Source organism: Winogradskyella psychrotolerans RS-3, assembly GCF_000427335.1.
Taxonomy (GTDB): Bacteria; Bacteroidota; Bacteroidia; order Flavobacteriales; family Flavobacteriaceae; genus Winogradskyella; species Winogradskyella psychrotolerans.
The window spans coordinates 1-22,175 of the sequence record NZ_ATMR01000126.1 but is presented as its reverse complement, the minus strand read 5'-3'; the positions used below and the strand labels follow the sequence as shown (position 1 = coordinate 22,175).

Below are 22,175 nucleotides of genomic sequence, written 5' to 3'. Positions count from 1 at the left end.
AAGATGCGGTAGAAGAGCGTGTTATAAAATGAAGAATTTGCCCTAAGGCATGTCAATTTTTCCTAACTAGTGGTTTTTAAGCGTTTTTTGTAATCTGAAGGTGACATGGAGGTGCTCTTTTTGAACAAACGACTTAAATGTGAAGCGTCTTCAAAACCAATATCGTAAGCAATTTCTTTTGCTGTTTTATCGGTGTAGACTAATTGACGTTGTGTTTCTAATACAATACGGTTGTGTATAATTTGTAATGGGCTCCTGTTCAGTTTCGCGAAATTATTAGATAAGGTTTTTGGTGATTTAAATAGTTTTTCTGCGTAGAAAGCCACACCGTGCTCTGTTTTGAAATGTTGTTCTACTAGAAAATTAAATTCACGTAATAAATCTACTTTAGAACTTTTAGGAGATTCTGTAATGCCTTCTTTAGCTTTTAATAAACGTGTGCTCTTTATAATAAATCTAGCCATTAACATTCTAAGCATTTCCGCTTGTATGTTGTCTTCGGTTTCTAATTCGTCTATAAAGACTTCGTGAAGCGTATCGAACTTCTGTTGCTCGTTATGATCTAAATGAATAATAGGAATGTTTGTATTTCCAAAAAAGAGAATACCAACACAACTCACCTCTTGGTCGTGATCTTTAATGCAATAAAACTCACTATTAAATTGATAAATGATAACATCTTTACCACCATTGTATTGCAGATACTGAATAGGTGTTAATGCTAATATACTATACGAAGGAACCGTAAAAGGAACGCTGTCAATAGTTAAATCGATAGCTTCTGATTTTGCCCAAATAAACGTGTATAACTCACATTGTTTAGCTGTTTCAAAGGAACGTAAATCAGTTTCATTTCCAATATTGAAAATGGCGTTTGTAGAAAATTCTTTAAAAGTGTGAGTCATACTAATAAGTCTAATAAGTAGCCAAAAAATTACAAATTATGAAAATTATTTATGAAGCGTTCTAAATAAAATATAAAAAAGACAAATAAAGAACAACGAAATAGTCGTTGTTTTAAATCTCATAAATGTAAATACAGTTAATGTTTAATAACTTTTTTAATAATGCTAGAACCAGTGTTTTCATTTCGAATTTTAATGAAATAAAGCGCGTCCTCAAGTTGATCTAAATTAGAAATTGTAAGTTTTCCGTTACTAATTTTTTGAGTTATTCTTAGTATTTGTCTACCGTTTAAATCTGTAATATCTATACTAAATGTATCTGAGGTGTTTGCGTCTAATAGAATATCTATAGTGGAATTAAAAGGATTTGGGCTTACTTTTATTGTGGTTAACTTGAAACTATCAACAGAAAGTGTTCCTCCGCAAATACCCCAACCCATATCCTCCATAAACCCAAGTGTTACCAATCCAGGGTTATGAATAGCTTCTCCAAGACCAATAGAAGGAGTCATTAATGAATTAGGATGTCCAGGTGGATATGTACCTTCGTCCCAATGACTATAACTTGAACCGCGTCTGTAAACTGTAGGGGCATATGTTGATGGCTTAATACCTCCATTTTGTGCTGTAGTTATGGGACCATTACTAAATAGATTATTACCTGTAATCTCTGATAATAACTCGGCTGACGGATCTTCAAAAGTGGTCAGAGCTGTAGGAGTACCGTTCTCAATAAAATTATCCCATACACCAATAAACCCTTGTACTCTTAGCAAGCCTTGTGTTGGATCGTCTGGATCATCTACATTGCCAAACCCTAATATTCCTAATCCATGGCCAAGCTCATGCAAAACTACAGAAACAAAATCTACTTGGTTGATGGGGGTGTTACCATCTAAACCAAAATAAAAATTTGCTGTGCTACTAAAGGTTGCTTGGATGTCTGTTGAGGTTTCTTCTCCAAAATTAGTTAATTCTTCTCCAGCTAATTTTTCTGCTAAAGCAATAGGAAAAGCAATATTAGAAGGAAGGCCGTCTACTGAAATAGTACTAAAGCTTGTTGGGCCAGCACCTCCTAGAACTCCTTCGTCTAATTCTCCGAAATTAGCAGAAACTCTAATGGGTACGGACGATTCTATAGAATTTGACCAAATATCTACTGCAAACTGAAAAGCCGCTTCAGCTTCTGGAGTAAAACCAATATAGTCAACTATAAACGTTGCGCAATTTTCACTACCCCTAGCCATTTTTTGAAGTATGTTAGTCGGTGGCTTTATTGATGATGTCTTAGCATTTATAACTGGATGGTATTTACAAACATCCCAGTCTACGGGAATAATTGTCCTGTCTGCTTCTTGGGTCTGTCCGTAAATGGATAAGGAAGAAACCAATGAGATACTAAGAGAAATAAGGATAAATTTAAGAAAACAGAGTGATCTCATCAGACAAGAATTATGTTAGAATTTGTAAATATAATTTACTTAGTCTATAAATTTTATAATTCCTTAAACACAAACCTGTTTATTTTATAATTGAATCATAATTAGAATTTATAAATTATAAGAAACTCTAAATAAAAATCAAGATGAATAGAGGTTAAGCGACCTTTTTTAGTAAATCAAAACAAGGACATTTTTTACAACGTTTGTTTTCGGCTTTTTTATATTTTTTGCAACACTTGGTTTTTGTTTTCCCAAGTGTCTCGAAACCAGAGGTCTCAAGAACTTTAATACGTTCTTTTTTTAGCTTTTTATTTTTCTTCTTTTTGCCCATTGCATAAAAAATCAATAGTGCAAAAATAACTATTTATATTTAATCTAAATAAAATTTAACATTTAGGTGCTGTGCATTGAACAATTAGATGCAACATTGACTGCTAGATAGCTCATCATTGTTGTTTAATTCATTTTAGGATCAGATCTCAGAACTCCAGAATTTGTATGTACATTTCCAACCTCAGTAATAACAACTCCTTCTGGTCCTGCCATTTGCCAATGAGGTGATTCAGCCTCAGCTAGTGAAGCAAAATCTCCTTCGTTAGCTTCAATAATATGATTGGTCGTTACTTTGCCTTCCCAGTGGTTTTGTGGAACTACCACTTGTGGAAATTGATCACGATTATTTTCTCCGACACCCACAATGTAGCTTTTTCCATGTCTTACTAACCAACCTTCCATTTTTACAGGGTTGCCCTCTGCGGCAAAGTGCATATGCTCACCTAACATTTGGCCTGGTAGAAGAAAGATGTCCATTAACATATATTGGTCTTCTTCGTTATTTACGAACATTATAGATGCTAATCCTAATTCGGCATAGTTACCTTGATTATAATCTGTGAGCCAAATTTTTTCACGCAAACCATCAAAAATGGGATAATTATGATATGCAAGCATTTCCATTAAAGCGTCTTTTGCCTTTTCCTCTAAAAATTGGCCTTCAGCATCATAAAATTGCTCGTTAGTAAATTTTATTCCCTTTTTAAGATCTTTTTTAACTTCTGTTGTGGGATTTGTGATTTCGTCTTTTTCGGTGTTATTATTATTAGCACAGCTATTGCAAAGCATAACAATAATTAAGACATTTAAGAGAAATAATTTTTTCATAAAAACACTATTTTTATATTTAAAGTATGATATCGTAGTATTAAATATAGTGTAAGTAAATAGGTCTTTATAGCAGTTGATTTAATTTATAATCCGATTTTGAGAATCAACATTATTTGTTCGGCTATATTTTTAATCTATGAAAATATTAAGTAAAAAAAAGTGTTTTTGATAATGCATCGGTACCGTTTTAATTTGCAAAAACACCTTTTTAAAATTTAGATAGCAGGACCTTGAGCTGCTGAGTTTACTGTGAGTTGTTGGATATCTCTATCAAATAAATATAAACCACCTTTGTCATCTCCAATCATTTTTACTTTATCAAGGATGGTTCTGGCAGTAGCTTCTTCTTCTATTTGTTCTGAAACATACCATTGTAAGAAATTGTGTGTAGCATAATCTTTTTCTTGGAGAGAGATGTGAACCAAATCGTTAATGCTTTCGGATACAAAGATTTCATGTTCTAAAAGTTTTTCAAACATTTCTTTATAAGATGAAAACGTTACACTTGGTGCGTTTAGTTCAGATATATGTGCATGTCCACCGCGCTCGTTTACAAATTTCACAAGTTTTAGCATGTGTGTGCGCTCTTCATCCGACTGATCGTACATAAAGTTAGAAATACCTTCTAATCCTTTTACTTCAGCCCAAATTGCCATGGCTAAATAGGCCTGAGATGACTCTGCTTCGATTCTTATTTGCTTATTTAATGCGGCTTCAATAGTTTTTGATAACATAGTTGTGGTGTTTTAAACAAATATAAGAATAGTTAATCCGATGGTAAAATAATTATGAGAAATTGATTTTGGTCTAAAAGTAAACCTCTTGCGCTAGTCTAAACGTGTTAGCGTGTGCATTTACTATTGTTTTGATGTCGGGAGAATAACCACCTCCCATACTGCACATTACAGGAATTTCATTTAATTTACATTGTTCTAAAACAAAACGGTCTCTAGCTTTACAGCCTTCAACGGTTAAACCTAATTTTCCTAATTTATCGGTTTTAATCACATCAACTCCGCATAAATAATAGATAAAATCGGGCTGTTGTTGTGTAATGAGTTTTGGTAATGTGTTTTTTAAAAGGTTTAAATAGGTAGAATCGTCAGTATCATTTTCTAAAGCGATGTCTAAATCACTGGTTTCCTTTTTAAAAGGATAATTGCTTTTACCATGCATTGAAAAAGTGAAAACGGAATCATCATTCTGAAAAATTTCTGCCGTTCCATTACCTTGATGTACATCTAAATCTACAATTAAAATCTTTTTAGCGAGCCCTTTACTTTGAAGATATCGCGCAGCAATGGCTTGGTCATTTAGCAAACAAAATGCTTCACCACGATTGGTAAATGCATGATGTGTGCCACCTGCAATATTCATAGCAATGCCATGTTGTAAAGCAAATTCACTAGCTTTAATTGTGCCATCTGCAATTAATATTTCACGGTGTACTAAAGCTCTACTTAACGGAAACCCTATTTTTCGGGCGGCGCGCTGATTTAGAGTGATATTAATTAAATCATAATAATATTCAGGGTCATGAACGGCAACAATATACTTATCATTAGGTTTTTCTGGTTGAAAGAAATTAGCATGAGTACAGGTGCCTTCGTGCAAAAGTTGCTGTGGTAATAATTCGTATTTTTCCATAGGAAACCGGTGTCCTACAGGAAGTGGATGTTTATATATGGGATGAAAAGCTATTTTGAGCATTTATTTATGAAGCTTTAACTGAATCCGTTTTCGAGCCACATCAACCTCTAAAACTTTAACAATAATCTGCTGATGTAAGTGTACGTGTTTATTAACGTCCTTTACAAAACTATCTGATAAATTTGAAACATGAATTAGTCCACTTTCTTTAATCCCAACATCTACAAAGCACCCAAAATTGGTTATATTATTAACGATACCAGGTAACAATTGCCCTTCGTGTAAATCAGTTATGGTTTTTATATTTTGATTAAAGGTGAAAACTTTAGCTTGTTCTCTAATGTCTAATCCAGGTTTTTCTAGTTCTTTAATAATATCTTGAAGCGTGGGCAAACCAACCGTTTCTGTATAATATTTATTTAAATCTATATTTTGAAGAATGGTTTTATTTCCAATTAAGTCTTGAAGTGAAACTCCTTCATCTTTAGCCATTTTTTCAACTATTTTATAAGTTTCAGGATGTACAGATGAATTGTCTAAAGGATTTTTGGCATCGCGAATTCTTAAGAAACCAGCAGCTTGTTCGTAAGCTTTTCCACCTAATCGGGGTACTTTTTTAATATCGTTTCTCGATTTAAATGCGCCGTTTTCGTTTCGGTAATTAAAAATATTTTCTGCTAATTTTGGTCCAATTCCAGAAACCGAACTGAGTAGCGGTGTACTTGCAGTGTTAATGTTAACACCGACGGCATTCACACAATTTTCAACCACAACATCGAGTTGTTTTTGAAGCTTTGTTTGATCCACATCATGCTGGTATTGTCCAACTCCAATAGATTTTGCATCAATTTTTACCAATTCGGCTAAGGGATCTTGTAAACGTCTTCCAATAGAAACCGAACCACGAACCGTAACATCGTAATTTGGAAATTCATCTCTAGCTATTTTTGAAGCCGAATAAATACTCGCACCAGCTTCACTAACCACAAACACTTGGATATCGTTTTTAAATTGAATTTTTCGAATTAAAGCTTCAGTTTCTCGTGATGCCGTTCCATTTCCAATGGCAATCGCTTCAATTTTATAAGCTTCGACTAAAGAAGAAATCTTTTTTATGGCACCAATACTATCATTTTTTGGGGCATGTGGATAGATGTTTTCATTGTACTTTAAAGCACCTTGTGCATCTAAGCAAACGACTTTACAACCACTTCTAAAACCAGGGTCGATGGCTAAAACCCGTTTTTCACCAATAGGTGAGCCTAATAATAATTGCTTTAAATTTTTAGCAAAAACAGTAATCGCAGATTCATCGGCTTTTTCCTTTGCCTTTTGAAGGGCTTCATTACTTAATGATGGAAATAATAAACGTTTATAGGCATCTGAAATGGCCAATTCTATTTGATCTGCGCAAGCATTTTGGCTTTGTATGATTCTATTATCAATACGTTCTAAAACTCTAACAGCATCAACTTCAATTTTCACACGGATAAAGCCTTCGCTTTCTGCTCTTAAAATGGCTAATAATCTATGTGAAGGAATTCGTGATAGAGATTCAGACCAATCAAAGTAGTCTCGGAATTTTTGCGCTTTTTCGTCTGTAGATTTAGACTTAATTACTTTGGTCGTAATTTGAGCATGTCGTTCTAATTCGTTCCGTAAACTATTCCTAATATCAGTGCGTTCATTAATCCATTCGGCAATGATATGTCTGGCTCCTTCTAAAGCATCCTCTACAGTTGCGATATCGCCTTTGGTATATTTTAGAGCAATAGATTCAATATCACTTGCCTTTTGGCTCATTATGATTTTAGCCAAAGGTTCCAAACCATTTTTACGAGCGGTTTCGGCTTTTGTTTTCGTTTTTCTTGAAAGGTAAATAGAGATCTTCAAGCGTTGTTACGTCTTGAGTGTTTTCAATCTTTTGTTTTAGGTCTTCGGTTAAAACGTCTTGGTCTTCCAAAGCTTTTATAATGGCTATTTTTCGTTTCTCTAAAGCTTCAAATAATTCTTTGTATTTAACAATGTCTCCAATTTGTACTTCATCTAGATTTCCTGTAGCTTCTTTTCTGTAGCGTGAAATGAAAGGAATAGTACAGTCTTCATTCAATAATTGAATCGTACTTTTTATATTTTTTTCTGCTAATTGTGTGTGTTGAACTATATATTTTATCATCATAAAAAAAGACCTTATAAATTTAAAATTATAAGGTCTGTAATATATCTAACTCTGATGTAATTGCCGAATAGTTTCAGCAAAAGTTATTAATTAGAGCCAGCTTCTACTTTTGCATCATTTACCATCGTTTCATTAGGAACAATCGCAATGTTTACACGTCTGTTTTTAGAACGTCCGTCTGCTGTTGTATTGTCGTACTTCGGTTGCTCTTCGCCAAACCAATGTGTTGTAAAGCGTGCGGTACCTAAGCCTTTCCCTGTTAAATAATTGGTTACAGCTTCTGCTCTGTTTTTAGACAAAGTTAAGTTGTAAGCATCATTACCAGAACTATCTGTATGGCCAACAACAAGAATATTTGTGTCTGGGTATTCCGTAAATACACTTGCTAATTTGTTTAATGTTTCTTGAGATTTAGCGTTAATATTATACTTTTCAGTATCAAAATAAACACCACTTTGCTCGTCGAAGGTCAGTACAATACCATCATCAACGCGCTCAACAGTTGCGCCAGGAATTTCACTTTCAATTTCTTGAGCTTGTTTATCCATTTTGTTTCCAATGAGTACACCAGCTCCACCGCCAACAACTCCTCCGATAACCGCTCCTAATTCACCTTTGCCACCTTTACCTACGTTGTTTCCAATGATAGCACCAAGTAGTGCTCCACCTGCAGCTCCAATGGCTGCTCCTTTTTGTTTATTGTTTGCATTGTCTACAGCCTTACAACTTGTCATTAATACTAAAAGTAATGATAGTGTTATGGCTAAATTTGATTTATAATTTAATAGTTTCATATGTTTTTATTTATTGTTTTTTAATGGTCACATGCTGTTCGCTTTTAATCATCCCTTTAGGTGATAAAATTTTGAACATGCTCGTTTCATAATTTAATATTTTGTAAAGTTCATAGTAATGGTGATGGGCCTTCCTTCTAAAGTCACTAGTTGTTGCCATTGCATGGTAGTTTCAGAAAGTGCTGTGAGTTCTAATCTAAATCCTACATTAGTTTCAGATTTACCTTTTTCATTTGTAGGTTTTAATAAGAAATTATATAAGCCAGTGTCTTCATTAACTTCGTCTATAGTGAATGCGAAATAACGTTGTTCTGTGTCACAACTCATTCCTGAAAGCGTATAGTTTCCTGTATTGTTATTAGGTATAAATTGCCATGTACTATTTTCAAAACAGGCTTTTTCTGCATCGTTAAGAAGTGTAATTTTTAAATCTCCAATCGCTGAAGATTTTATGGACGTTAATGTCCAATCTCCTTTTATCGTTTTTTTAGATTGACGAACGGTTTTTGACGATCCACAAGCTAAAAAGCAGACCGTTAAACATAATAGTGCTATTTTTTTCATTGTCTTTAGGTAATGTTTGAATTCAAAATTACTTAAAGGGTAGTCCGTGGCTTGCTTGTAAAGAAAAAATTATTGATGCATTAGCAAAAAAAAAATTGGAGCCTACTATAGGCTCCATTTTGTATAATATAAAATGAAAAGATTGAGTGCTTAACTAATCTGTAAACCATTTTTAACTCCCTCAATACCTGTGCTGAGCGCAGTCGAAGTATCAGGATTAACAAATACCAATTTCCCAGTTTCGTCTTCCGTCATTAAAATCATACCTTGACTCTCAACTCCTCGTAAAGCTCTTGGCGCTAAATTCACTAAAACGGTAACGCGTTTGCCTATGACGTCTTCTGGAGAAAAGCTTTCGGCAATACCAGAGACAATCGTTCTTGTGTCAATACCAGTATCTACTTTTAAGACTAAAAGCTTTTTGGTTTTTGGCATTTTTTCAGCTTCTATAATAGTACCAACACGCAAGTCTAATTTTGTAAAATCTTCAAACGTAATTTCATCCTTTTGAGGTTCTGTTGCCTTCTTTTCAGCTTCATTAGCTTTTTTGCTTGCTTCTAATTTATCGAGTTGTATTTGAATTTCAGAATCTTCAATTTTAGAGAATAATAATTCTCCTTTTCCAATTTGATGTGATGCGGGAATTAAAATGTCTTTTGTTGAAACGTCTTCCCATCCGTTATCATTCGAATTTAAAATACCTTTTAACTTGGTTGAGGTAAATGGTAAGAACGGTTCTGATAAAACAGCTAAGGCAGACGCAATTTGTAAAGCCACAAACATTACGGTTTTAGTACGTGCTTCATCTGTTTTAAACGTTTTCCATGGCTCTTCATCAGCTAAATACTTATTTCCTAGTCGTGCTAAGTTCATCAATTCCTGACTCGCTTCTCTAAAACGGTAACGTTCAATAGAGCTCGAAATCACAGCAGGATAGGCTTTTACAGCTGCTAAAGTTTCTTCGTCAATAGTAGAATAGTCCGATGGTGTCGGGATAATACCGTCGTAATATTTATTCGTTAAAACCACCACACGATTGATAAAGTTTCCGAAGATAGCTACCAATTCATTATTGTTTCTCGCTTGAAAATCTTTCCACGTAAAATCGTTATCCTTAGATTCTGGTGCATTTGCCGTTAAAGCGTAACGCAACACATCTTGTTGATTAGGAAAGTCTATTAAATAATCAGGTAACCAAACGGCCCAGTTTTTAGAAGTCGATAATTTCTGACCTTCTAAGTTTAAAAATTCGTTAGCAGGAACGTTTTCTGGTAAAATATAAGAACCTTCTGCTTTTAACATCGATGGGAAAATGATACAGTGAAAGACAATGTTATCTTTTCCTATAAAATGAACCAGTTTAGTGTCTTCATCTTTCCAATAATCTTCCCAATTTTTACCTTCGCGTGCAGCCCATTCTTTTGTAGAAGAGATATAACCAATAGGGGCATCAAACCAAACGTAAAGGACTTTACCTTCGCCACCTTCAACAGGTACCGGAATTCCCCAGTCTAAATCTCTGGTTACCGCTCTTGGTCTTAGTCCATCATCAATCCAAGATTTCACCTGACCGTAAACATTAGGTTTCCAATCTTTTTTGTGGCCTTTTAAAATCCATTCGCGTAGAAAATCTTCATGTTTATTTAAAGGTAAAAACCAGTGTTTGGTTTCTTTTAAAGAAGGTACATTTCCTGTTATTGCCGATTTAGGGTTTATTAAATCTGTAGCATTTAAACTCGATCCACAGCTTTCACACTGATCTCCATAAGCTTCTTCGTTGCCACATTTAGGACAGGTTCCTGTTACAAAACGGTCAGCTAAAAACTGATTCGCTTCTTCGTCATATAATTGTTCAGTAACCTCTTCTACAAACTCGTTTTTGTCGTAAAGGGTTTTGAAAAATTCTTGAGCCGTATCGTGATGGATTTTTGCTGTAGTACGTGAGTAGTTATCGAAAGTAATACCAAAGTCAATAAAAGACTGTTTGATAATGGCATGATATTTATCCACAATATCTTGTGGAGTGACCCCTTCTTTTTTCGCTTTGATGGTAATCGGCACACCGTGCTCATCACTTCCGCAAATAAAAGCAACGTCATTGCCCGTTAATCTTAAGTATCTAGAATAAATATCTGCAGGCACATAAACACCAGCTAAATGTCCAATATGAATTGGGCCGTTTGTATATGGTAATGCTGCTGTTATGGTATATCTTTTCGACATGGTTTTCATTTTTTTGAAAGCCACAAAAGTACGTAATATATAAGGGATTTAGAAAAAAAATGTACTTTTACCAAAAGCACTATTTATGACTTTTAGACATCACTTTATGTATCTTGTTTTCGTTTTGATTTTTATTTCACAATCCGAAGTACAAGCGCAGATAGAAACTAATAAACCTACCAAAATGGCTTCACAATTAATACAACCACCCTATTTAAAAGCAGGAGATACTGTGGCTATTGTTGCGCCTTCTGGGATTTTAAAAAGTAGAGTAGGAGAAGTGCAAGACGCTGTAAAACTTCTAGAAAGTTGGGGTTTGCATGCTATTGTTGGTAAACATGTTTTTAACCAATCTAATCATTTTGCTGGTACAGATGCCGAACGTTGCGAAGATTTGCAAAACGCTATGGACGATCCTAAAATTAGCGCGATTTGGTGTGCGCGAGGTGGTTACGGAACGGTTAGGATTTTGGATAAATTGAATTATACTAAATTTAAGAAAAATCCGAAATGGATTATTGGTTATAGCGATATTACAGCATTGCACAATCAGGTTCATAATGAAGGGTTTCAGTCCTTACATGCTATAATGTGTGTGAGTTTAACCAAAGATTTGAATGATATAAAGGAATCTGTTGAAACGTTTAAATCGGCTATTTTCGGAAATCCTGAAAACTATACTTTAAAAGGCTCAAACTATAATAGAGTAGGAGAAACTTCAGGAGAATTAGTCGGAGGAAATCTAACGATGTTACATACCATGTTGGGTTCTAGAGAGAGTATAGATACCTCTGGAAAAATTCTTTTTATTGAAGAAATTGGTGAATATAAATATCATATTGACCGTATGTTGCAAAGTATGAAACGCGCCGGTTATTTTGATAATTTGAATGGGCTTGTGGTTGGTGATATGTCTAGAATGCGAAAGAATACGACACTTTGGGGTACTTCGATAGAGCAATTGATTTTAGATGCATTAGAAGATTACGATTTTCCAATTACCTTCAATATGCCTGCAGGACACGAAAAAGACAACCGTGCGTTGGTTTTGGGACGAACTATAGAGTTAAAAGTTGGTAAAGCGCAATCGACTTTAAAATTTTCAGAATAATTGCTTTTGAAACTTGAAAAACAAAATGGCTCCTAAAAAGTAGAGTCCAACGTCAATTAAATCACTCGTATAACGTGTGTTAATTTGTGGCATTAGCCATTCAAAATATAAGGAAAAATACAGCGTTAAGGCTAAAACGACGGTAACTGGTACGTAAAGTGTTTCAGTTTTCTTGATGATTCTTAGAGTTGCTAAACTTGTACTTAACACAATAGGCATACATAAAAAGTCATTGATGTAAAAATACATCCAATTAGGAAGTGGTACTTCAAAACGATTTGCAATGTATAATGCAGAAGCGACTAATATACTGATATAGAAAATAGGGTGCTTTAAAATGCTCATGCTGCAATAGCAGTTATTAGCCAAGCAATAAACATTCCGATGGCTACAAATCCCATCCAAATAGAGTGTATAACTTTAACAAAAACACGCACTATTAAAAACCGGTGATCTTTATGCTTTTCATAAAACGATGGAGAGGCTTCTTTTTGAATACGCTCGCGTTCACGACGCTCTTTTTCATCTTGAGCAAACGTTAATTCTCGTCTTTTTTTATAAGATAATAGCGTATTGCAATTGGTGCAATAGTCTTGATTTGTATTATAGAGACCACAATTTGGGCATTTAATATGACTAGCCATTTCGCGTGTTTTAAAGCATTACAAAGATATGGCTAATTGTAAGATTTTATGTGCTTTAAACAAAGATGCTTTGACTCAGATTGTTTCATTTTGCTTTTAAGATGCTGCAATTTTGTATATTGAAGTTAACTCTAAAGTATTTCTAACTTTTTTGAGAGAAAACGGTAAACTGAAGACTGAAAAATGGCACAACACAACGAACTTGGCAAACTAGGTGAGCAACTCGCAACAGAATTACTCATAAAAAAAGGGTATGAAATCATTGTTCGTAATTATATATTTCAAAAAGCTGAAATAGATATCATAGCCAAACATAATAATGAAATGATTTGTGTAGAGGTAAAAACACGAAATTCTGATTTTTTTGGTGATCCGCAAGAGTTTGTTACGCCTAATAAAATCAAATTATTAGTGAAAGCTATGGATGCTTTTATAATTGAAAATGATATTGATTTAGAAACTCGTTTTGATATTATTGCTGTTTTAAAAAATAAGAAGACAGAGCAATTGACTCATTATGAGAATGCTTTTTATCATTTTTAATACTCACGAAAGTGGGTATCTCATGAATTTAAAAAACTATACATTCAAACTGTTAAGTGATTACTAAAAGAGATTCCTGCCTTCACAAGAATGTGTTACCTATAAAAATTCATCTCATCAATAAATTGCCATACATGTTCTGGCAAGATCGGACGCACATTTTTTCCGTCTTTAATTTCCTTTCTAATAAAGGTTGAAGAGAGCTCCATAATTGGTGCATCAATTTTTATAATTTTAGAATGAGCGTTAAATTGAGTGTCTATTTTACCTTCAGATAGTCTAGGATAAACATAAATACTATGATTTTCTAGAATGAGTTCATAGTTTTTCCATTTATGGAGACTTTTTAAATTGTCTTCTCCCATAATTAAGGCAAACTCATAATTTGGATATTTCTCAAAGAGATAAGTTAGCGTATCAATGGTGTAGTTGGGTTGTTTTAACCCGAATTCAATATCGCTTGGCCTCAGTTTATCATAGTCTTTTGTCGCCAGATGAACCATTTCTAAACGGTGATAATTGTCTAGTAAACTGCTTTTCTTTTTAAAAGGACTTAGCGGAGTGACCACAAACCAAACCTGGTCTAAATCACTATGCTCAGCCAAATGATTGGCAATAGTTAAATGTCCAACGTGAATGGGGTTAAACGTGCCAAAATACAATCCTATTTTCATTTTATGCTGAATTTATTTCAGTGTCTACTCTTTTATAAAATCTGAAACCAATTTATAAGCATCATTTAAAGCTTTGTCTAAGTCAGAATTAACTACAATTTCATCAAAAAGTGGAGCTGTAGCTAGTTCTGCTGGTGCTTTTGCCACACGCATGCTTATTTTTTCGGGACTTTCTTCACCGCGATCTTTTAGTCGTCTTACCAACTCATTTAAATCTGGTGGTTTTACAAAAATTGCGATAGTTTGCTCTGGAAATTTTCGTTTGATACGTAAGCCTCCTGATACATCAATATCAAAAATAACATGCTTTCCTTTTGCCCAAATACGTTCAATTTCAGTTTTTAGCGTCCCATAAAAATTATCTCTATAGACCTCTTCCCATTCTAAAAACTCATCGTTTTTAATTCGGTTTTTAAATTCTTTAAGCGATAGGTAATAGTAATCTCTTCCATTAACCTCATTACCACGTTTGTCGCGCGATGTTGCAGAGATAGAAAATTCTAGATTGAGTTCTTGCTGTTTTAATAGGTGGCGAACTATGGTTGTTTTTCCAGAACCAGATGGTGCTGAAAACACAATGAGTTTGCCTTGGACTTCGTTTTTAATTTCTGACAAAATGTATGTTTTACTGCTTACTAATTAAAGTACGTTTAATAATTGTTCCTTAATTTTTTCAAGTTCATCCTTCATCTGAACTACTAATTTTTGCATTGGTGCATAATTAGATTTTGAACCAATAGTATTGATTTCTCTTCCGATTTCCTGAGAAATAAAACCTAATTTCTTTCCGTTAGAATCTTCAGAATCTAAAGCTTTTGTGAAATAATCTAAGTGATTTTCTAGTCTTACTTTTTCTTCAGTAATATCAAATTTCTCTATGTAATAAACCAATTCTTGCTCAAAACGGTTTTCATCTACTTTTTCTTTAATATCAGAAATGCCCTTTTCTAAACGCGCTCTTACGCCGTCAATACGTTCAGGATCCATCGTAATAACTTCGTTTAATAAACGCCTTAAAGTGCTAATTCTATCTTCAAAATCTTGCTTTAGTGTCGCTCCTTCATCTTCTCTATAGATTACAATATTTGCTATGGCTTTATCTATTTCCTCACTGATTAATGACCATTCTTCTTCATCGATATCATCACGTTCTGTAGTTATAGCATCTGGCATACGAATCGCCATTTTTAATAACTCAATAGCATCGCCATCTACAACCTCTTTAAGCTGTTTAATGTATTCTTTTACGACTGTCTTGTTAATTTTAGAACTGGTGTCTTCTCCTGTAATTTCTACAAATAGTGAGAAATCTACTTTTCCTCTAACAAGGTTTCTAGCAATAAGTTTTCTTATGTCTAATTCCTTTGCTCTATACATAGAAGGCATACGAGCGTTGAGGTCTAAGCTTTTGCTATTTAGAGATTTTAATTCTATAGATATTTTTTTAGTTGGGAGCTGTAGCACAGATTTCCCATAACCTGTCATGGATTGTATCATTAAATCATTACAATTAAAGTTGCGCAAAGGTACAAAATTGAATGGTTTTAAATAGTTTAGAAAGCGTCATGTTCTCTAATCAGACTTTTATAACTTTGTAAACCTAAAATGAAAGAAAATTTATGTATAAAAAACAGTTTGAAATTCGCTGGAGTGATGTGGATGCTAATGGTCATTTAGCTAATTCTGCTTATACCAATTTTATGAGTCATGCACGTATGGCATTCTTTACTGAGCAAGGTTTTTCAATGCCAGAAATAATGAAATACAATGTTGGTCCTGTCGTGTTTTACGAACACATGTATTATTTTAAGGAATCATTTCTAGGAACTCCAATTACGGTAACTATTGAAGTGTCTGGCTTAAGTGAAGATGGTATGTTGTTTATGTTTGAGCATAATTTTTACAATCATAAAGGTGAAAATTTAGCGTATTGCGAAATGCAAGGTGGTTGGATAGATCTTAAAGCAAGAAAATTAACGAGTCTACCAGAACCATTATTAGAATTGGCTCATAAATTCCCGAAGTCTGAAAGTTTTAAGGTATTGACAAAAGAGGATACGCGTAAGCATGGCGTGCGACCAAAACCTATGAAGTTATAATTTTACTTAAAAACCGAGTGTTGCTTAAAAGATTTTATCTCCACGTTTTTTATAAACGGCTTTAAAATCTGATTTGGTATGTATCGTTTGTGCTTACAATAACAGGTTAGCGCTTCTGGTTCTGCACCGAGTGTGCTTTTAATTTCAGAAGCTGTTCTACCTAGGTTAATCTGTGTTGATTGTGTTTCAATTCCGAGTCTTACGTAATCATTTAGTATTCTGGGATAGATAGCAAATTCTTTATTTTGAGAATAATCGATACCAATAAAATGCGCATCGAGATGTGAGTCGTTTTGCATGGCAGATAAAAAGCCAACTAATTTTTCTTCTAGAAAATAGCCCTTTACTATAAATAAATCTTTAAAGGTTCTTTTAAGATGAATATAAGTATCGAGGTTTAATATTTGGGCATTAAAATCAGCATTATCAATCGTATTTTGGTATAATTCTTGAAGTGCATCTTTGTGTATTTCTATATCGTCTTCAGAAAATAATTTAGCATTTAAATCGGCACTTTTAGCATCGGCTCTATTTGCTTTTACACGGTATTTAGATTTTAAAGCCGTTGTATAATCGTCAAAAGAATGCCATTCTGGTTGTAGCGTAATTATCATATTAGGCTCAACTTGCATGGCTGCGTAATCGTAAGATTCTAAATAATTGGTAATAGGAAGGGATTCGTTTTTAAAATCTTTTATAAAAATAGCACTTAGTTTTTTTGTGGATTTAGATAACTGTTTTACACCTTCGGCGATGGCTTTAAACGTGTCGATTTTATCTTCACCATCTTTTAAAAATGTACCATATTCACCACTTAAAAACACATTTCCACAGAACAACACACGAATATGATTGTTGCAGAACATGTTATTAACCCAATGTCTTATTTTGTCAGACATTTTAATGTTTTTTGTAATGGTTTCAACACCGATGGTTACGATTTGAGTATTGGCAAAAGCAACAGCTTCCTGGTCTTTAAGGATAAAAATATAATTAAATTCTATGTCTGTATTGGCAAGTTCAAAAGCTTTTAAGAATTCGGGTGAATAATAAATATTTATGCAGCAATTAACACTATCCCAATAAGGTTGTGGAATAGTATCAATGCTTTTAAAAACTTTAGATGTTAGAGGCAAATTAAATGGCGTTTTTAGGTTTTTTAGATACAAGAAATACTCCTAAAAATATGAGTAACATGGCTCCGATTTTTACGGAGTCTATAAAATCTGCACCTATTGAAATAGCAAAGAGTCCTGCAACTACAGGTTGAAGGTAAATAAATATGCCTACAGTAGATGCTTTTAGTTTGTTTAATGCTAATGGGTTAAATAAATACGTTCCGAAAGTCGCGCCGACAACAACAAATACAACAGACCAAATGGCGTTAGGTGTAAATGTGTGCCACTCTACAGCTTTTAAATCATTATAACCAAACGGAATTAACATAATGAGACCAAACAAAAACAACCATTTAATAAATGTAAATGGATGGTATTTTAATGTGAGTTTTTTAATCATTATCACATAGATGCTGTATGAAATTGCATTTAAAAACACGAGTAAATTACCTAATGGCACATTATCGCCAGCTCTTGCAGATTTACCATAAATAGTTAAAACCAATGCGCCTATTAAGCCCAAAGTAACTCCAACTATTTTTAGCTTAGAAACGTTTTCCTTTAAAATTATAGCAGACAAAATTAAAATGATAATAGGTACTGTAATGGTAATGGCTGAAGCATGGATTGGAGAGGTGTATTCTAGGCCTTTAAAAAAGAAAAGCATATTAATCATGACTCCAAAAATGGCAGCTACAAAGAGTTTTAGATAGTCTTTTTTGTCAATTTTTTGCTTTGGTAAAAAGAGACTCATAATCCAAAACAAAACCGTGGCACCAGCAACTCTTATTAGAACAAATCCAAAGGGTTTAATGAAGTTTTCATTCATTACCGTTTTTGCAATAGTGAAATTGAGACCATATAATAGTTGCACCATAATCAATGCGAAAATGGCGAATTTTCTACTATTCATGTATCGCGAGTTTGGCCGCTTCTACTGTTTTCTTAGAATTGCCAATAAAAATAGAATCGTTATATAAAATTACAGGACGTTTTAAAAACGTATAATGTTCTAAAATATAGTTTTTGTAATCGTCTTCAGTTAGTGATTTCTCTTTTAAACCCAATTCATTATAAAGTCTAGCACGCTTACTAAACAGACTTTCGTAGCTATCTGTTAGTGCTCTCATTTGTGCAATCTGTTCCTCAGTAATAGGTTCTGTCTTTATATCTTGAAGTTGAAAGCCTTCAGGAAGATTAAGCTCATTAATGATACGAGTACAAGTATTACAGCTACTTAAATAGTATATTTTGTTCATAATCAAAACGGTTTAATTTCAAAATGCAAAGAAACCGTATTTCTGATGAATTTTATTACTTTTAAAAAAAATATGATTTTATGGATTTTGTTTTAGACGTCGCACTGAAAAATAGAAAATTATTAAAAAGTTTTATTGAAAATCACACTTTAGAAGAGTTGAATAAAGTGCCAAAAGGATTTCATAATAATATCATTTGGAATATTGCACATACTATTGTTACGCAACAATTATTGGTATACAAATTATCAGGATTGCCAATGGTTGTTTCTGATGAGATGGTAGAAGGTTTTAAAAAGGAACAAAAACGGAGCGAGATCTGTCGCAATCTGAAGTAGATACTATAAAAGGCTTATTGTTTTCCACAATTGAAAAGACAAAGGAGGACTACGATAATAAAATTTTTCAAACTTATAATCAATACACCGTGACTACAAAAAGCACGCTAAGTAATGTTGAAGAAGCCATTGATTTCAATAATTTTCATGAAGGTATTCATTTAGGGTATATTTTAGCACTCAGAAAATCACTATAACTATGGATTACTATTCAATTGCTACTATTTTAATCGTTCTTTCTGCGGGCTTTGGTTATATAAACGAGAAGTTTTTAAAATTACCAATCACTATTGGTTTAATGGTTATTACCATTGTATTTACAGTGGTTTTAGTAGGAATTGCTCAATTTGATGATACCTTATTAGTACAAGAACGAGAATTTATAGCGTTGATAGATTTTGAAACGGTTCTCTTAGATATTATGCTGAGTTTTCTGCTATTTGCAGGTGCTTTACATACCAATTTTAATCAGCTTAAAGTGCAGCGCTGGCCAATAATGGCTTTTGCGACAGTCGGTGTTTTGGTGTCCACATTTTTAGTTGGTATTGCAATGTTTTATGTCTTAAAGTTAATGGGTTTAAATGTAGATTTTATCTACTGTTTGTTATTCGGAGCTTTAATTTCTCCAACAGACCCTATTGCTGTTTTAGGAATTTTGAAAAAAGCAGGAGCTCCAAAAAAGCTAGAAACCAAAATTGTTGGAGAATCCTTGTTTAATGATGGAGTAGGAGTTGTCGTCTTCTTAACCATTTTTGCGATTGCTGCGAAACCAGATGCTGCTATTGAGTTTTCTGATATTGCCACTTTATTTGGACAAGAAGTGATTGGTGGTATTATTTTGGGACTTTTTTTGGGGTGGGTTACATACCGTTTGATGCGATCGATTGATAGTTACGAAATAGAAGTGATATTAACCTTAGCAAGCGTTATGGGCGGTACCATGTTGGCACATAAGTTCCATTTGTCAGCACCTTTAGCCATGGTAACAGCGGGACTTATTGTTGGAAATGATACGGTAAGGAATTCTGCCATGTCTGAAACCACAGAATTGTATGTAGATAAATTTTGGGAGCTCGTCGATGTATTGTTAAACACTATTTTGTTTGTAATGATTGGTATGGAAATGCTAGTGTTAACATTAGATGGAAAATACATTTATGCCGGCTTATTGGCGATTCCTTTAATATTAGTTTGTCGTTACATTTCACTTTGGTTACCCATTAAATTCTTTGAAAAGCGATTGGATTTTGTGCCAAAAACAAATTTAATAATGACTTGGGGTGGCTTACGCGGCGGTATCTCTATTGCTTTGGCATTGAGCCTAACAAAAGATATGCATCGAGAATTATTCTTAGTGATAACCTACGTTGTCGTTGTTGTTTCTATTGTTGGACAAGGATTAACAGTTGGCCCAATTATAAAGCGATTAACCAAAAAAATAGTCTAGTTCATCTTTAAATAAGGTTGTACTTCACTAAAAGGAATCATAAATTCTGTATAACCTAGATCGTAAGAAGCCACTTCATAAACATTGTAAATTAAAACCAAACCTTCTTCACTGAACCCAATGTTTTCAGGCAAATGAAATGGTTCTCCGAAGAAGAAATTTTCAATAGTTAATTGGTCTTCGTTCTCTTCTAAAGATTGAATAAATTGAGTTTCTGCCAATGCTGTAAAGCCCGTTAGGTCTGTGATAAAATCATTGATTTCTAGGGTTTTTCCACTTTTAGCATCAAGATTTAATAATTTTATTTTATCGTTTCCATGAGCGCCACCTTTAAACTCATATGTGCTAATGGCTATCGTAATTATAGCTTCAGACTGGTAAACGAGTTCTGTTTCAATATGAAGCTCCCAAGCAGGTTCGTCTATTTCAGAATATTCCGTTTTAAAACTAAGATATTCTTCATTAAATGCTTTTAAAACAGTTTTTAAATTGGTTTTGTTTTCAGATGTATTTAAAGTTGCAATAATTGCATTTTCGACGTTTGTATTTATACTATTACTGAGATCCGTATTTCCTGTTGCCTTGCTATAAACCGCTGAAATTTCAGCCTCAAAGGGTTCTTCAACTGTAATAGTGTCAAATGTTGCAGGTTTAAATTCAGAACTGCATGAATTTAAAAGGATCACAAATATTAAAAATGGAATTATGTGTTTCACAGTATTTAGAGTTAAGTTTAATAAACAATAAAGGTATTGTATAGATTTGAATAGAACGAATTATCGGTTAAATTTGTTATGATACAAACGCGATAATTTTGTTAATTTTTTCGTGGGTTTCGTTTAACTTTTTTATTATGAAATTTAATACAAAAACAATACATGGTGGTCAAAAACCAGATGCTGCTTATGGTTCTGTAATGCCTCCAATTTATCAAACCTCGACTTTTGCACAATCAACTCCAGGTGGACATAAAGGCTATGAATATGCGCGGTCAGCAAATCCAACACGTCATGCATTAGAGAACGCTTTTGCAAGTGTCGAGAATGGAACACATGGTTTAGCATTCGGATCTGGACTAGCTGCTATAGATGCCATTCTGAAATTACTAAAGCAAGGCGATGAGGTTATTTCTACAAATAATTTATATGGAGGAACCTATCGTTTATTCACCAAGATCTACGAAGACTTTGGTATTAGATTTCATTTTATAGGTATGGAAAATGCAGAGCGGATTGAAGACTATATAAATGATAAAACAAAATTAATTTGGGTAGAAACACCAACCAACCCAATGCTAAATATCATCGATATTGTAAAGACTGGCAAAATCGCAAACAAGCATAACGTGTTACTTGCAGTAGATAATACCTTTGCAACTCCGTATTTACAACGACCATTAGATTTGGGAGCAGATATTGTAATGCACTCAGTAACCAAATATCTTGGTGGACATAGTGATTTGGTAATGGGAGCGTTAATCGTAAAAGATAAGGATTTGGCGGAGCGTTTGTATTTTATTCAAAATGCGAGTGGCGCTATTTGTGGTCCGCAAGATGCATTTTTAGCTATAAGAGGCCTAAAAACATTGCATGTGCGTATGCAACGTCATTGCGAAAATGGTAGAGCGGTAGCTGAGTATTTAGAAAGCCACCCAAAAATTGAAAACGTGTATTGGCCAGGATTTAAAAATCATCCTAATCATGCTATTGCAAAAGTTCAGATGAGTGATTATGGTGGTATGGTGTCTTTTACAACCAAAGGAAATAACTACGAAGAAGCGATTAGAATTGTAGAAAAATTAAAGATTTTTACATTAGCAGAATCGCTTGGAGGAGTTGAGTCTTTAGCTGGTCATCCGGCAAGTATGACGCATGCGAGTATTCCAAAAGAAGAACGTGAAAAAACAGGGGTTGTAGACTCCCTAATTCGATTAAGTGTTGGTATTGAAGATGAAGCCGATTTAATTGCAGATTTAGAACAAGCTATAGGATGAGGTGACCAAAATGTAGAATATAAAAAAA

Annotated in this window: 24 protein-coding genes and 1 pseudogene; 7 read left to right on the top strand and 18 right to left on the bottom strand. The window is 33.8% G+C overall.

The genetic code is table 11. From position 1 onward, the window contains the following. Nucleotides 1-62: 62 nt before the first annotated feature. The 9 genes and pseudogenes from ADIWIN_RS12815 to metG form a co-directional block, all read right to left on the bottom strand. Nucleotides 63-905 (bottom strand): helix-turn-helix domain-containing protein, encoded by an 843-nt coding sequence (locus ADIWIN_RS12815; RefSeq protein WP_020895052.1) that lies wholly within the window; start codon nt 903-905, stop codon nt 63-65. A gap of 137 nt (nt 906-1,042) precedes the next feature. Further along, a complete protein-coding gene (locus ADIWIN_RS12810) occupies nt 1,043-2,347 on the bottom strand; it encodes a T9SS type A sorting domain-containing protein (RefSeq protein ID WP_081669582.1) in 1,305 nt (434 codons plus the stop codon). 456 nt (nt 2,348-2,803) lie between these two features. Next, nucleotides 2,804-3,508 carry a cupin domain-containing protein gene (locus tag ADIWIN_RS12805; RefSeq protein ID WP_020895049.1) on the bottom strand — a complete coding sequence of 235 codons (705 nt, stop codon included), beginning with the start codon at nt 3,506-3,508 and terminating at the stop codon, nt 2,804-2,806. 218 nt (nt 3,509-3,726) lie between these two features. Then, entirely contained in the window at nt 3,727-4,245 is a 519-nt protein-coding gene (locus ADIWIN_RS12800) for a ferritin (protein WP_020895048.1), read from the bottom strand. A 73-nt stretch (nt 4,246-4,318) separates the two neighbouring features. Next, a complete protein-coding gene (locus tag ADIWIN_RS12795) occupies nt 4,319-5,221 on the bottom strand; it encodes a histone deacetylase family protein (RefSeq protein WP_020895047.1) in 903 nt (300 codons plus the stop codon). Next, nucleotides 5,222-7,337, bottom strand: a pseudogene (locus ADIWIN_RS12790) (Tex family protein). It lies immediately after the preceding gene. An 89-nt stretch (nt 7,338-7,426) separates the two neighbouring features. Next, complete coding sequence (locus ADIWIN_RS12785) at nt 7,427-8,134, bottom strand: YiaD family glycine zipper/OmpA-like lipoprotein (RefSeq protein ID WP_020895044.1); 708 nt, start codon at nt 8,132-8,134, stop codon at nt 7,427-7,429. A 93-nt stretch (nt 8,135-8,227) separates the two neighbouring features. After that, a complete protein-coding gene (locus ADIWIN_RS12780; RefSeq protein ID WP_020895043.1) occupies nt 8,228-8,698 on the bottom strand; it encodes a lipocalin family protein in 471 nt (156 codons plus the stop codon). Between the two features lie 150 nt (nt 8,699-8,848). Continuing rightward, entirely contained in the window at nt 8,849-10,930 is a 2,082-nt protein-coding gene (gene metG / locus ADIWIN_RS12775) for a methionine--tRNA ligase (protein WP_020895042.1), read from the bottom strand. A 175-nt stretch (nt 10,931-11,105) separates the two neighbouring features. Here metG and ADIWIN_RS12770 point away from each other — a divergent pair, with 175 nt between their 5' ends. Continuing rightward, on the top strand, nt 11,106-12,032 hold the full coding sequence (locus ADIWIN_RS12770) for a S66 peptidase family protein (protein ID WP_040757330.1): 927 nt from the start codon (nt 11,106-11,108) through the stop codon (nt 12,030-12,032). On the opposite strand, the gene ADIWIN_RS12765 is transcribed toward ADIWIN_RS12770, so the two are convergent. Further along, entirely contained in the window at nt 12,024-12,377 is a 354-nt protein-coding gene (locus ADIWIN_RS12765; RefSeq protein ID WP_020895040.1) for a hypothetical protein, read from the bottom strand. The genes ADIWIN_RS12770 and ADIWIN_RS12765 overlap by 9 nt on opposite strands. Then, a complete protein-coding gene (locus ADIWIN_RS12760; RefSeq protein WP_020895039.1) occupies nt 12,374-12,676 on the bottom strand; it encodes a hypothetical protein in 303 nt (100 codons plus the stop codon). Before ADIWIN_RS12760 ends, ADIWIN_RS12765 begins: the two co-directional genes overlap by 4 nt. 183 nt (nt 12,677-12,859) lie before the next feature. Between ADIWIN_RS12760 and ADIWIN_RS12755 the strand changes: the two genes are divergently transcribed. Then, nucleotides 12,860-13,219 (top strand): YraN family protein, encoded by a 360-nt coding sequence (locus ADIWIN_RS12755; protein WP_020895038.1) that lies wholly within the window; start codon nt 12,860-12,862, stop codon nt 13,217-13,219. A gap of 95 nt (nt 13,220-13,314) precedes the next feature. Here the strand turns inward: ADIWIN_RS12755 and nadD are convergent, their stop codons facing one another. From nadD to ADIWIN_RS12740, 3 genes are read right to left on the bottom strand one after another with little or no spacing between them, the layout of a single operon-like run. Continuing rightward, on the bottom strand, nt 13,315-13,893 hold the full coding sequence (nadD, locus tag ADIWIN_RS12750) for a nicotinate (nicotinamide) nucleotide adenylyltransferase (protein ID WP_020895037.1): 579 nt from the start codon (nt 13,891-13,893) through the stop codon (nt 13,315-13,317). Nucleotides 13,894-13,917: 24 nt separating this feature from the next. Continuing rightward, nucleotides 13,918-14,508, bottom strand: coding sequence for a guanylate kinase (gene gmk / locus ADIWIN_RS12745; protein WP_020895036.1), 591 nt, complete (start codon nt 14,506-14,508; stop codon nt 13,918-13,920). A 24-nt stretch (nt 14,509-14,532) separates the two neighbouring features. Beyond that, the gene (locus tag ADIWIN_RS12740) at nt 14,533-15,390 is read right to left on the bottom strand and encodes a YicC/YloC family endoribonuclease (protein ID WP_040757304.1); all 858 of its coding nucleotides are present in this window, start codon (nt 15,388-15,390) and stop codon (nt 14,533-14,535) included. 122 nt (nt 15,391-15,512) lie between these two features. Between ADIWIN_RS12740 and ADIWIN_RS12735 the strand changes: the two genes are divergently transcribed. After that, nucleotides 15,513-15,992, top strand: coding sequence for an acyl-CoA thioesterase (locus ADIWIN_RS12735; RefSeq protein ID WP_020895034.1), 480 nt, complete (start codon nt 15,513-15,515; stop codon nt 15,990-15,992). A 2-nt stretch (nt 15,993-15,994) separates the two neighbouring features. Here the strand turns inward: ADIWIN_RS12735 and ADIWIN_RS12730 are convergent, their stop codons facing one another. Genes ADIWIN_RS12730 through ADIWIN_RS12720 form a run of 3 tightly spaced genes read right to left on the bottom strand, consistent with a single transcriptional unit; the run spans nt 15,995 to nt 18,369 of the window. Further along, a complete protein-coding gene (locus tag ADIWIN_RS12730; protein WP_020895033.1) occupies nt 15,995-17,128 on the bottom strand; it encodes a peptidogalycan biosysnthesis protein in 1,134 nt (377 codons plus the stop codon). A 1-nt stretch (nt 17,129) separates the two neighbouring features. Then, the gene (locus ADIWIN_RS12725) at nt 17,130-18,023 is read right to left on the bottom strand and encodes a DMT family transporter (protein WP_040757302.1); all 894 of its coding nucleotides are present in this window, start codon (nt 18,021-18,023) and stop codon (nt 17,130-17,132) included. Next, a complete protein-coding gene (locus tag ADIWIN_RS12720; protein ID WP_020895031.1) occupies nt 18,016-18,369 on the bottom strand; it encodes an arsenate reductase family protein in 354 nt (117 codons plus the stop codon). The genes ADIWIN_RS12725 and ADIWIN_RS12720 overlap by 8 nt, the downstream gene beginning before the upstream one ends. An 80-nt stretch (nt 18,370-18,449) precedes the next feature. Here ADIWIN_RS12720 and ADIWIN_RS21950 point away from each other — a divergent pair, with 80 nt between their 5' ends. Genes ADIWIN_RS21950 through ADIWIN_RS12710 form a run of 3 tightly spaced genes read left to right on the top strand, consistent with a single transcriptional unit; the run spans nt 18,450 to nt 20,154 of the window. Further along, nucleotides 18,450-18,707 carry a DinB family protein gene (locus ADIWIN_RS21950; RefSeq protein ID WP_020895030.1) on the top strand — a complete coding sequence of 86 codons (258 nt, stop codon included), beginning with the start codon at nt 18,450-18,452 and terminating at the stop codon, nt 18,705-18,707. Nucleotides 18,708-18,724: 17 nt separating this feature from the next. Next, entirely contained in the window at nt 18,725-18,904 is a 180-nt protein-coding gene (locus tag ADIWIN_RS21945; protein ID WP_020895029.1) for a hypothetical protein, read from the top strand. Between the two features lie 2 nt (nt 18,905-18,906). Beyond that, nucleotides 18,907-20,154 (top strand): cation:proton antiporter, encoded by a 1,248-nt coding sequence (locus tag ADIWIN_RS12710; RefSeq protein WP_020895028.1) that lies wholly within the window; start codon nt 18,907-18,909, stop codon nt 20,152-20,154. Here ADIWIN_RS12710 and ADIWIN_RS12705 read toward each other — a convergent pair. Continuing rightward, a complete protein-coding gene (locus tag ADIWIN_RS12705; protein WP_081669580.1) occupies nt 20,151-20,870 on the bottom strand; it encodes a DUF3298 and DUF4163 domain-containing protein in 720 nt (239 codons plus the stop codon). The two genes, ADIWIN_RS12710 and ADIWIN_RS12705, sit on opposite strands and share 4 nt — an antisense overlap. Before the next feature lie 137 nt (nt 20,871-21,007). Between ADIWIN_RS12705 and ADIWIN_RS12700 the strand changes: the two genes are divergently transcribed. Further along, nucleotides 21,008-22,147 (top strand): cystathionine gamma-synthase, encoded by a 1,140-nt coding sequence (locus tag ADIWIN_RS12700; protein ID WP_020895026.1) that lies wholly within the window; start codon nt 21,008-21,010, stop codon nt 22,145-22,147. The last annotated feature ends 28 nt before the right edge of the window (nt 22,148-22,175 follow it).

Bases quoted from the DNA above. Each gene is read 5' to 3' on its own strand.
- ADIWIN_RS12815 (WP_020895052.1), bottom strand. From the start codon at position 905: ATGACTCACACTTTTAAAGAATTTTCTACAAACGCCATTTTCAATATT.
- ADIWIN_RS12810 (WP_081669582.1), bottom strand. From the start codon at position 2,347: ATGAGATCACTCTGTTTTCTTAAATTTATCCTTATTTCTCTTAGTATC.
- ADIWIN_RS12805 (WP_020895049.1), bottom strand. From the start codon at position 3,508: ATGAAAAAATTATTTCTCTTAAATGTCTTAATTATTGTTATGCTTTGC.
- ADIWIN_RS12800 (WP_020895048.1), bottom strand. From the start codon at position 4,245: ATGTTATCAAAAACTATTGAAGCCGCATTAAATAAGCAAATAAGAATC.
- ADIWIN_RS12795 (WP_020895047.1), bottom strand. From the start codon at position 5,221: ATGCTCAAAATAGCTTTTCATCCCATATATAAACATCCACTTCCTGTA.
- ADIWIN_RS12785 (WP_020895044.1), bottom strand. From the start codon at position 8,134: ATGAAACTATTAAATTATAAATCAAATTTAGCCATAACACTATCATTA.
- ADIWIN_RS12780 (WP_020895043.1), bottom strand. From the start codon at position 8,698: ATGAAAAAAATAGCACTATTATGTTTAACGGTCTGCTTTTTAGCTTGT.
- metG (WP_020895042.1), bottom strand. From the start codon at position 10,930: ATGAAAACCATGTCGAAAAGATATACCATAACAGCAGCATTACCATAT.
- ADIWIN_RS12770 (WP_040757330.1), top strand. From the start codon at position 11,106: ATGGCTTCACAATTAATACAACCACCCTATTTAAAAGCAGGAGATACT.
- ADIWIN_RS12765 (WP_020895040.1), bottom strand. From the start codon at position 12,377: ATGAGCATTTTAAAGCACCCTATTTTCTATATCAGTATATTAGTCGCT.
- ADIWIN_RS12760 (WP_020895039.1), bottom strand. From the start codon at position 12,676: ATGGCTAGTCATATTAAATGCCCAAATTGTGGTCTCTATAATACAAAT.
- ADIWIN_RS12755 (WP_020895038.1), top strand. From the start codon at position 12,860: ATGGCACAACACAACGAACTTGGCAAACTAGGTGAGCAACTCGCAACA.
- nadD (WP_020895037.1), bottom strand. From the start codon at position 13,893: ATGAAAATAGGATTGTATTTTGGCACGTTTAACCCCATTCACGTTGGA.
- ADIWIN_RS12740 (WP_040757304.1), bottom strand. From the start codon at position 15,390: ATGATACAATCCATGACAGGTTATGGGAAATCTGTGCTACAGCTCCCA.
- ADIWIN_RS12735 (WP_020895034.1), top strand. From the start codon at position 15,513: ATGTATAAAAAACAGTTTGAAATTCGCTGGAGTGATGTGGATGCTAAT.
- ADIWIN_RS12725 (WP_040757302.1), bottom strand. From the start codon at position 18,023: ATGAATAGTAGAAAATTCGCCATTTTCGCATTGATTATGGTGCAACTA.
- ADIWIN_RS12720 (WP_020895031.1), bottom strand. From the start codon at position 18,369: ATGAACAAAATATACTATTTAAGTAGCTGTAATACTTGTACTCGTATC.
- ADIWIN_RS21950 (WP_020895030.1), top strand. From the start codon at position 18,450: ATGGATTTTGTTTTAGACGTCGCACTGAAAAATAGAAAATTATTAAAA.
- ADIWIN_RS12710 (WP_020895028.1), top strand. From the start codon at position 18,907: ATGGATTACTATTCAATTGCTACTATTTTAATCGTTCTTTCTGCGGGC.
- ADIWIN_RS12700 (WP_020895026.1), top strand. From the start codon at position 21,008: ATGAAATTTAATACAAAAACAATACATGGTGGTCAAAAACCAGATGCT.